The 9,079-nt window shown below is 62.9% G+C and carries 11 protein-coding genes; all 11 read right to left on the bottom strand.

The annotated features are described in order from the left end of the window. Positions 1 to 355: alanine racemase (locus O2807_07500; GenBank protein ID MDA1000346.1), on the bottom strand; the 355-nt coding region annotated here is incomplete at its 3' end. Beyond that, positions 352 to 1,770 carry a replicative DNA helicase gene (gene dnaB / locus O2807_07505; protein MDA1000347.1) on the bottom strand — a complete coding sequence of 473 codons (1,419 nt, stop codon included), beginning with the start codon at positions 1,768 to 1,770 and terminating at the stop codon, positions 352 to 354. The genes dnaB and O2807_07500, both read right to left, overlap by 4 nt. Positions 1,771 to 1,930: 160 nt before the next feature. Next, on the bottom strand, positions 1,931 to 2,500 hold the full coding sequence (gene rplI, locus O2807_07510; GenBank protein ID MDA1000348.1) for a 50S ribosomal protein L9: 570 nt from the start codon (positions 2,498 to 2,500) through the stop codon (positions 1,931 to 1,933). A 28-nt stretch (positions 2,501 to 2,528) separates the two neighbouring features. Further along, on the bottom strand, positions 2,529 to 2,789 hold the full coding sequence (rpsR, locus tag O2807_07515) for a 30S ribosomal protein S18 (protein MDA1000349.1): 261 nt from the start codon (positions 2,787 to 2,789) through the stop codon (positions 2,529 to 2,531). Between the two features lie 34 nt (positions 2,790 to 2,823). Beyond that, the gene (gene ssb / locus O2807_07520; GenBank protein MDA1000350.1) at positions 2,824 to 3,255 is read right to left on the bottom strand and encodes a single-stranded DNA-binding protein; all 432 of its coding nucleotides are present in this window, start codon (positions 3,253 to 3,255) and stop codon (positions 2,824 to 2,826) included. A gap of 15 nt (positions 3,256 to 3,270) precedes the next feature. Beyond that, positions 3,271 to 3,684, bottom strand: a complete 414-nt coding sequence (gene rpsF, locus O2807_07525; GenBank protein MDA1000351.1) for a 30S ribosomal protein S6 — start codon at positions 3,682 to 3,684, stop codon at positions 3,271 to 3,273. A gap of 183 nt (positions 3,685 to 3,867) precedes the next feature. Continuing rightward, positions 3,868 to 5,868, bottom strand: a complete 2,001-nt coding sequence (locus O2807_07530) for a sodium-translocating pyrophosphatase (protein ID MDA1000352.1) — start codon at positions 5,866 to 5,868, stop codon at positions 3,868 to 3,870. 136 nt (positions 5,869 to 6,004) lie between these two features. Continuing rightward, on the bottom strand, positions 6,005 to 6,547 hold the full coding sequence (pth, locus tag O2807_07535; protein ID MDA1000353.1) for an aminoacyl-tRNA hydrolase: 543 nt from the start codon (positions 6,545 to 6,547) through the stop codon (positions 6,005 to 6,007). 32 nt (positions 6,548 to 6,579) lie between these two features. Further along, positions 6,580 to 7,269 carry a 50S ribosomal protein L25 gene (locus O2807_07540; protein MDA1000354.1) on the bottom strand — a complete coding sequence of 230 codons (690 nt, stop codon included), beginning with the start codon at positions 7,267 to 7,269 and terminating at the stop codon, positions 6,580 to 6,582. Between the two features lie 43 nt (positions 7,270 to 7,312). Beyond that, on the bottom strand, positions 7,313 to 8,257 hold the full coding sequence (locus tag O2807_07545; GenBank protein ID MDA1000355.1) for a ribose-phosphate pyrophosphokinase: 945 nt from the start codon (positions 8,255 to 8,257) through the stop codon (positions 7,313 to 7,315). 185 nt (positions 8,258 to 8,442) lie between these two features. Then, the coding region (locus tag O2807_07550; protein ID MDA1000356.1) for a hypothetical protein at positions 8,443 to 9,079 on the bottom strand (637 nt) is incomplete at its 5' end.

A 9,079-nucleotide genomic window follows, 5' to 3' on the forward strand; every position in this document is an offset into this window, starting at 1 on the left:
CGACAGCCTCCAGATCAGCCGCGATCAGCCGCTCGGCCGCCCAGGGGGCCGCCCCGCTCAGGACGATCAGCGGCACCCGGATGGCACCGCCCCGCCGGAGCGCCTCCCCCTCCTCGGGCGCGGCCACGCCCAGGACCCGTGCGCCGGCCGCCACGAGGGTGCGCGCCGACTCGGCGGCGCCATGGCCATAGGCGTCCGCCTTGACGATCGGCAGCACTTCCTTGCCCGAGGCCTTGCCAATCGCGTGGAAGTTGTGTGCCAGCGCATCGAGATCGATGAAGGCGGCGGTGCGGCGGGCGCCGAGAGCGGTGGCCGCGATGCGGGAATCCGAGAGGGCAGCCGGCTCTGTATTCAAAAGCCCATCTCCTCCTCCTCGGGATAATCCTCGGAAGGGGTCACGGCGGTCACCGCCCGCTCGTGGAATGTGTCGAGGTTCGTGAACCGGGCATACTCGGGGAAGAACTTGAGGTCCACCTCATCGGTGGGGCCGTTGCGCTGCTTGGCAACAATGATCGTGGCAACGCCCTTCTTCGGTGATGACGGGTCGTAGTAGTCCTCCCGATAGATGAGCGCGACGACATCGGCGTCCTGCTCGATGGAGCCCGACTCGCGCAGATCGGCCAGCGTCGGCCGCTTGCCCTCGCGCGATTCGACCTGCCGGGAAAGCTGGCTCAGCGCCAGGACCGGCACGTCCAACTCCTTGGCCAGGCCCTTGAGCCCCCGGGAAATCTCGCTGATCTCGATCTGGCGGCTCTCCGAGCGCCCCCGGTGGGTCAGAAGCTGCAGATAGTCCACCACCACCAGGCCAAGCCCCTGATCCGCCTGCAGCCTGCGGCACTTCGCCTTGATGTCGAAGACCGAAAGATCGGTCGCATCGTCCACGTAGAGAGAAGCCTCGGAGAGTTCCCCCGCCGCCCGGATGAGATGGGGCCACTGCTGCGAGGGCATGAATCCGCTCTGCAGCTGGCGGGAGTTCACCATCGCCCTTCCGCACATCATGCGGATGGCCAGCGCGCGGGCGCTCATCTCAAGGCTGAAGTAGGCCACCGGCACCTGGGAGGAGATGGAGGCGTACTCGGAAATGCACAGGGCCAAGGCGGTCTTGCCCATGCTTGGGCGACCGGCGGCGATGATCAGCTCACCGGGCTGGAGCCCGGCCGTCAGCTTGTCGAGATCGGTGTAGCCGGTGGGGACACCTGTGACCAGCTCCTTGCGGTCGTAGAGCTCCTCGAGGTAGGGGAAGGTCGTCTTGATGATGTCCCGCATCGAGCCGATGCTCTGCTGGTAGCGGTCCGCGGCCACCTCGAGGATGGCCCGCTCGGCGTCGTCCACGAGGGCGTCCACGTCTTCATTTTCCGCAAAAGCCCGCTCGGAAATCGCGTTTGAGGTGTGGATCAGATTCCGCAAAATGGCGGCGCTCCGAACCAGCTTGGCGTATGTGACGGCGCGGCGCGCGGAGGAAACATCGTCCGCCAGGCGGGCGATGTACTCCGGCCCTCCGGCGGTGTCGAGAGCCTCGTTTTTTTTGAGTTCATCCACCAGCGTGAGAATATCTATGGGCTCTGTGCGGTCGAACAAAGAGAGCATGGCCTGGTAGATGGCCTTGTGGCTGACGCGGTAGAAGTGCTCGGGGCGGAGCACCTCCATGACCGGTGCCACCATGCCGCCGTCGAGCAAAAGCGCCCCGAGGACATGCTGTTCCGCCTCAATGTTCTGAGGGGGAAGATTCGGGGAAGATCCGGATGTACTCTGACCCGCGGAAGAATTCACGGAAGGGCTCCGCCTATTGTCGAATAGGGCTGATACATTCGAGCGTAACGCAGATTGAACCCGGCGCAAATCCTCCGGGGGGCGGAGAAAAAAAGGAGCCCCCAAAGAGGCTCCCAAATCATTGATTCAAAAGTTCCAAAAAGGGAGCTTCGCTTTCGGCCTATGCCGATTCCTCGTTCCCATCGGCGGGATCGGCCGCTTGGGCCTTCTCCGGGGCGGCGGCTTCGTCGGATGCACCCTTAGCAGGAGCAACTTCCTCCGCCCCTTCCTCATCGGGCGGCGCCGACTCGTCCGCCACGACGCGGACATTGATCACGCTCTTCACGTCCTGATGGTGCCGGATGGTGACGTCATACTCGCCGAGCTTGCGGATAGGCTCCTCGAGGAGGATCCGCCGCCGGCTCACGTGAAAGCCCTTCTCCGCCAGCGCAGCCTCAATCTGCCGGTTCGTCACTGAACCGAACAGGCGGCCATCCTCGCCGGCGCGCACGGTAAACTCGATCTCAACGCCAGTGAAATGACCCGCCTCCTCCTCGGCCTGCCGCTTGGCGGCCTGGAGTTGGGCCTCCCGGAGGTGCATCTCATGGCGCGTGGCGCGGATTTTTCCGGCCGTGGCCTGGATGGCGAGCCCATGGGGAACGAGATAGTTCAGCCCGTAGCCGTCGGGTACCTCGACAATGTCGCCGGGGTCTCCCAGATGGTCAACTTCTTTTCTCAGAATAAGGCGCATGAATCTCTTCCCTTCTCTTTCCCCGTCCCTACATATGCTCGACGCAATAGGGCATCAGGGCCATGTAGCGGGCGCGCTTGATCGCGGTGGTGAGCTGACGCTGGAAGCGGGCCGATGTGCCCGTCACGCGGCGGGGGATGATCTTGCCCCGCTCGCTGACCATGTTCTTCAGCGTCTTCACGTCCTTGTAGTCGATGTAGGCAATTCCATCCGCCGTGAACCGGCAGATTTTCTTGCGCACAAATCTCTTCTTCTTTTTCTTCTTCGTGCTGCTCGTGCGAACCGGCATCGCTGCCATTTCCAGCCTCCAAATGCGTTACTGCCTAAAAAGGAATGTCGTCGTCCGTCATGGGCGGAGTGTCGCCGCCTCCGGTCTTCCCCCAGTCCTGCGCGGCGCTCGCGTCCGAGTGGCGGGAACCGCCCTCATCGCGCCGCGAGAGGAAGTGGATGTTGTTGGCGACCACCTCGTGCTTGCTCCGCCGCGAGCCGTCCTGGGCCTCCCAGCTCCGGAAGCTCAAGCGACCCTCCACCACAACCGGAGAGCCCTTGGATGTCTGCTCCATCACCCAGTCGCCCTGCCGCCCGAACACCGTGATGTCGACGAAGCAGGTCTCCTCCTTCCACTCCTCGCCGCTGCGATAGCGGCGGTTGGCAGCCAGCCCAAAAGAAACGACCGATGTGCCCGAGGGGAGAAAACGCTTTTCCGGATCGCGCGTCAGGTTTCCCCTGAGATACACCGAGTTCATCTGGGTCATCGTCGCGTCCCCGCTTTAACTCTCATCGGCCGTGACGGCCCGCTCTCTGCGCGCGCGCCCATTGCCGTCATCGTCCCGGCCCTCGCCCTCCAGGGCCCGCCTGGCGGCCTGCTTTTCGTTTTTCTCGAGTTTCCGCAGGAGGCCCGGATCCAGCCGGACCGTCATGAAGCGCCAGGTGTCTTCGTGAATACGGAGATTGCGCTCGATTTCCTGCAAAGTTGGGGCGTTGCACTCAAACGTCACGATAAAGTAATAACCGTGCCGCTGCCGCTTGATGGGATAGGCAAGGCGCTTCTTTCCCCAACGATCCAGGTTGAGGACGCTACCTTCCCCTTCCTTGACCTGCTTCTCGAAGAGAGAGATCCGCTCTTCGACTGCCTCCTCGCTGAGCTCGGAAGACAGCAATACCATGGTTTCGTAACGGCGCATCAAATGCTCCTCTCGGACTAGTCGGCTCCGGGTCCCAGTGGCCCAGAGCGAGGAGGTAAATTCAAGGGGCACAACCTACCACGGCGGGTAGACTTCCGGCCACCGGCCGTTTTTGTCCCGGCTGAAATCTCTCAAAAATCCCTCAAAAAATCAATCGCTTATGCGATATCTCCCCGGCCCGGCTCAGGCGAACAGCGGCGCCAGAACCAGCGCCACGATCGACATCAGCTTGATCAGGATGTTCATCGAGGGCCCGGAGGTGTCCTTCATCGGATCTCCCACCGTGTCGCCGACCACGGCCGCCTTGTGGGCTTCCGAACCCTTTCCGCCCAGCTTGCCGTCCTCGATGTCCTTTTTTGCGTTGTCCCAGGCGCCGCCCGCGTTGGCCATCAAAAGGGCCAGCAGCACGCCGGAGAGCAGCGCGCCCGCCAGCATTCCGCCGAGCGCCTCCTTGCCCATCGCAAAGCCGATCACGATGGGGATGACGACTGCGGCCAGCCCCGGAATGATCATCTCCTTCAGCGCCGCCTGGGTGCTGATGTCGATGCAGCGCGCACTGTCGGGCTCGGCCGTGCCCTCCATGATGCCGGGGATCTCGCGGAACTGGCGCCGGATCTCCTCAATCATGATAAAGGCCGCCTTGCCCACCGAGTTCATCGTGAGCGCGGCAATCAGGAAGGGCACCGCCCCGCCGATCAGCATGCCCGCCACAACTTTGGGATCCGTCAGGTCGATCACCTTGAGGTCCGCCGCCTTGGTGTAGGCCGCAAAGAAGGCCAGCGCCGTGAGGGCCGCCGAGCCGATGGCGAAACCCTTGCCCATGGCGGCGGTTGTGTTGCCGAGGGCATCGAGGCTGTCGGTAATTTTGCGGGTCTCGGGCCCGAGCTTGCTCATTTCCGTGATGCCGCCCGCGTTGTCTGCGATGGGGCCGTAGGCGTCCACCGACATGGTAATGCCGATCGTTGCCAACATGCCGATGGCCGCGATGGAGATGCCGTAGAGGCCGGCCATGTAATTGGCCAGCAGCGTGACCATCGCCAGGACCACTACTGGCGCCACCACGCTCTCAAGGCCGACGGCGAAGCCGCCGATGATGTTCGTGGCCACGCCGGTCCGGGAGGCTTCCACGATGCGGTTGACGGGTTTCGTGCCGGTGCCCGTGTAGAATTCGGTCAGCATCCCGATGAGGGAGCCGCCCAGGGTCCCGAAGAAGATCGCGCCGAAAACCCCGCCTCGAAAGCCGAGGGCGTTCGTCTCGTAGTATGCCAGGACGATGAAGACGACAGCGGCGAGCAGCGTCGCGCTCCGAAGGGCGACCTTCGGATTCCTGCTCGCCAGGATCTTCATTGAGGCGATACCGATAACGGAAGCCACGAGCCCGGCCATGGGAAGCAGCAGCGCGAGCGCCATCGCTCCGGCGGGGGAAGTGCCCAGCGCCGTTCCTATGGTCGAGCCAATGAAAATAGTCGAGATGATCGCGCCGACGTAGGACTCGAACAGGTCGGCACCCATGCCGGCGACATCGCCAACGCAATCGCCGACGTTATCGGCGATGACGGCCGGATTGCGGGGATCATCCTCGGGGATGTTCGCCTCCAACTTCCCGACCAGGTCGGCGCCCACATCCGCCGTTTTGGTGTAAATGCCGCCGCCCACGCGGGCGAAGAGCGCGATCGAACTCGCGCCCATCGAAAAGCCGGTGATGATGGAGGCGTTCTCGGCGGCCTCCAGCACATTGAAGTACCAGAACAAAAAGCCCACGCCCAGAAGACCCAGGCTCGCCACGGCCAGCCCCATGACGGTTCCGCCATAGAACGCCATGGACAGAGCGCCCGCCGCGCCCTTGTCGGAATTCGCCGCCGCCGCCGTCCGGACATTGGCCCGGGTGGCCGCGTTCATCCCGAAGAATCCCGCCAGCACTGAGCAGACGGCGCCGATGATGAACGCCACCCCGGTGTTGAAGTTGAGTTTCCAGGCCAGGAGGATGAACACCACGACCACGAAAATGGCCAGAATTTTGTACTCGCGCTTCAAAAAAACCATCGCGCCTTCGTGAATCCGGGAAGCGATCTTCCGCATCAGGTCGTTTCCGTCGGGCTGCCTCGAGATCCACATGAAAATCAATCCGGCAAGAACAAGCCCTGCGATTCCGAAGATAGCGGCACTATTTGAGAATGCAATCATCAGATCCTTTTCACCTCCTGCTGTTCCGGATGAAAAAACAACCGCTCCATGTGTTTCCTACGGGCAAACGGCGCGGCTTCCTGGGTTTCCTTTTTGCTGCCGTACGCTTCAACCGTTCCCCGAAAGAACGGGATGGTCATTTTTGGGCGGCCACGATCTCCGCGGCGCACGTGGCAGCCTCGGCGGCCGCTTCCTCGGCGAGGGGAGATTCATCCGCCTCGAAGGGGGAGAGCACCCAATCGGCGCCCTCGGCGCCTCGTGGCGGCTTCCCGATGCCGATCCGCAACCGGCGGAACTCGCGCGTGCCCAGCGCCTCGATGATGCTGGCAATTCCGTTGTGGCCTGCGTCCCCGCCCGTGGTGTTCAGCTTCATCTTGCCGAGGGGAACGTCCATCTCATCGTGTAGAACGAGCAGGTTTTCCGGGCCCAAGCCCTCGGCCGCGAGCAGCGACTTCACGGCCTTTCCGCTCAGATTCATGTAAGTCTCGGGTTTCGCCAGAACCACCTTCCAGCCGCGAATGGTGCCGCTTCCCACCAGGGCGTGATGCCGGAGGGAGTCGACCCGGATGCGATACGTCCGGGCCAGATGATCCAACGCCCAGAACCCGATGTTGTGGCGGGTCATGGCGTATTCGTGCCCGGGATTTCCCAGCCCCACGACCAGCAAAGATGACGCCATTCAGGTAGTCCGCCCGGACGCTCCGGCCACGGCTAATTCTCGGAAGAGCCCGAAGCTGCCTCCGAATCGGACGGCTTTTTCCCCGCGTCGGCGGCTCCCTCCGCAGGCGCTTCGCCCTCGGCACCTTCCAAGGCACCCTCTTCGGCCGGCTTCTCCTCTTCGATCACTTCGACGAGAACGACAGGTTCATTGGCATCGGTGAGCAGCACGACCCCCGCGGGAAGAGTGATGTCCCGGACGTGGAGCACATTGTTGACATCCATCCCGCTCACATCCAGCGTAATTTCCTCGGGGATGGAGATGGGGAGGCACTCCACCTCGAGCTCGCGCAAGAGCTGGGAGAGGGTTCCGCCCATTTTCTTTCCGATGGCTTCCCCCTGGAGGACGATCGGAACCTCGACGCGAATCCGCCGGTCCATCCGAATCTCCAGAAAATCCGCGTGGAGAATCGTCCTGCGAATCGGATCGCGCTGAAGCTCGCGGATGATCACGGGGCGCTCCCGATTCGCCTCGCCCTCGACGTTGAGCTGAAACACAACGTTGGCACTCGTGCGCCCGCTCAGGAGATTTCCCAGGGAGCGGGGATTGATGGCCAGGGGTGTGGGCTCATTGATGCCGTAAACGACCCCCGGGATGAAATCCTCGCGCCGCAGGCGCCGGGCCGCCCCCTTGCCGGAGGCTACCCTCGATTTCACTTCAAGCGATGGAATGTCCAGAGCCATACTGCCTCATCCTCTCTGCCGGGGAACCCCCGATTGGGAAAATTTATACGAACAAGCTGCTGACCGAGGCGTCCTCATGAATGCGCCGTATGGCCTCGGCCAGTATCCGGCCCACGGAAAGAACGACAATTTTCTTTGTTTTCTTGCCATTCCCGCGAAACGGAATGGTGTCGGTCACCACGAGCTCCTCGATGGGCGAGGCCTCGATGCGGTCAATGGCAGGCCCGGAGAGGACCGCGTGACAGCACGAGGCGTACACCCTTTTGGCGCCTGCGTCCTTGAGCGCCTGGGCGCCCTGGCTCAGCGTCCCAGCCGTATCTACTATATCATCAACAATAAGTACATCGCGGTCCTTCACATCGCCGATAATGTGCATCACCTCGGAGACGTTCGCGCGCTCGCGCCGCTTGTCGATGATGCCGAGATCGGCGTTCAGCCGCTTGGCCGTGGCCCGGGCCCGCTCCACCCCGCCCGCATCAGGCGAGATGACGACCAGTTCATCGAACTCCTTCTTTTGAAGATACTCGTTCACCACGGGCGAGGCGTAAAGATGGTCCACCGGGATGTCGAAGAAACCCTGAATCTGCCCGGCATGGAGATCCATCGTGATCACGCGGTCCGCCCCCGAAGAAGCCAGGAGGTTCGCCACCAGCTTCGCCGTAATCGGCACGCGGGGCTGGGCCTTCCGGTCCTGCCGCGCATAGGCGAAGTAGGGAATCACGGCCGTAATCCGCTCGGCCGATGAGCGGCGAAAGGCATCCATCATGATGAGCATTTCCATCAAGTTGGCGTTGCCCGGCTGGCAAAGACTCTGCACCGCGAATACATCGGCCCCGCGGATATTTTCCTTGATGCGGACGAAGGTTTCTCCGTCGCTGAAATCCACGATCTCGATCAGGCCGGCCTCGACTCCCAGGGCATCGATAATGGCGCGATAAAGTCCGGGGTTTGAACGCCCCCCGAAAACTTTCAGCCGATTTCCCCTCACCGCTCTATACCCCGCAACTGATCAGAACCGCGTCGTCCTCCAAAGACCGCCTTTGATACTGCATTTCACCCCCGGCTATCAAGTCGCCTGGGGGATGGCCCGACAAGAACGGGAGCCGGCCCGGCCCCCGCCCTCTCCCCGGTCGAAACAAAACCGGGGTCAAAATCCGCCGAAGTCTACCTTTTTCAAGGAAATCGGTCCACCGGACATCCCCCTTTTTCCCACACTCTCAGGCACGCGGACCGCAGCGCCGGCTCCTGCAGCGGACGGGCGAGATCGGCCCGCCACCCGCGCCGCCGGGAAAACCCCCGGGCCGCCTCCAGCGCCTCTTTCCGGCGGGGGAAAACCGCAAAAATCGTGGGCCCGCTTCCGCTCATCTGGACCTGCCCGGCGCCCCGGGAGCGCAACTCCCCGCAAAGCCGGCGGAATCGGGGATATCTCGTAAAAACAACTGATTCCAGGTCATTTCCGCGAGTCTCGCCAGCAGGCCGAAGCCCCTCGTCGGCCCCGGCCTGCGCCTCCTCGTACCAGCCGTAGACCTGGGCCGCCGAGAGGGCGAGCGCGGGCTTGAGCAGCAATATCCAGCCTTTTTTCATGGGAGGACAGGCCCTCACGCGTTCCCCGCGTCCGCGGCAGCGGGCAGACGCCCCCCCCAGAAAAAACGGAACATCCGACCCCATGCCCGCCGCGATTTCCGTCAGGCGGCTTTTGGGAAAGGACAGCCCCCACAGCCGGTTGAGTGACCAGAGAACGGCCGCCGCATTCCCGCTGCCACCGCCCAGCCCAGCCCCCGCCGGTATCCGTTTCTCGATAAAAATATCT

The sequence above is a fragment of the bacterium genome, from assembly GCA_027622355.1.
Classification (GTDB): Bacteria; UBA8248; UBA8248; order UBA8248; family UBA8248; genus JAQBZT01.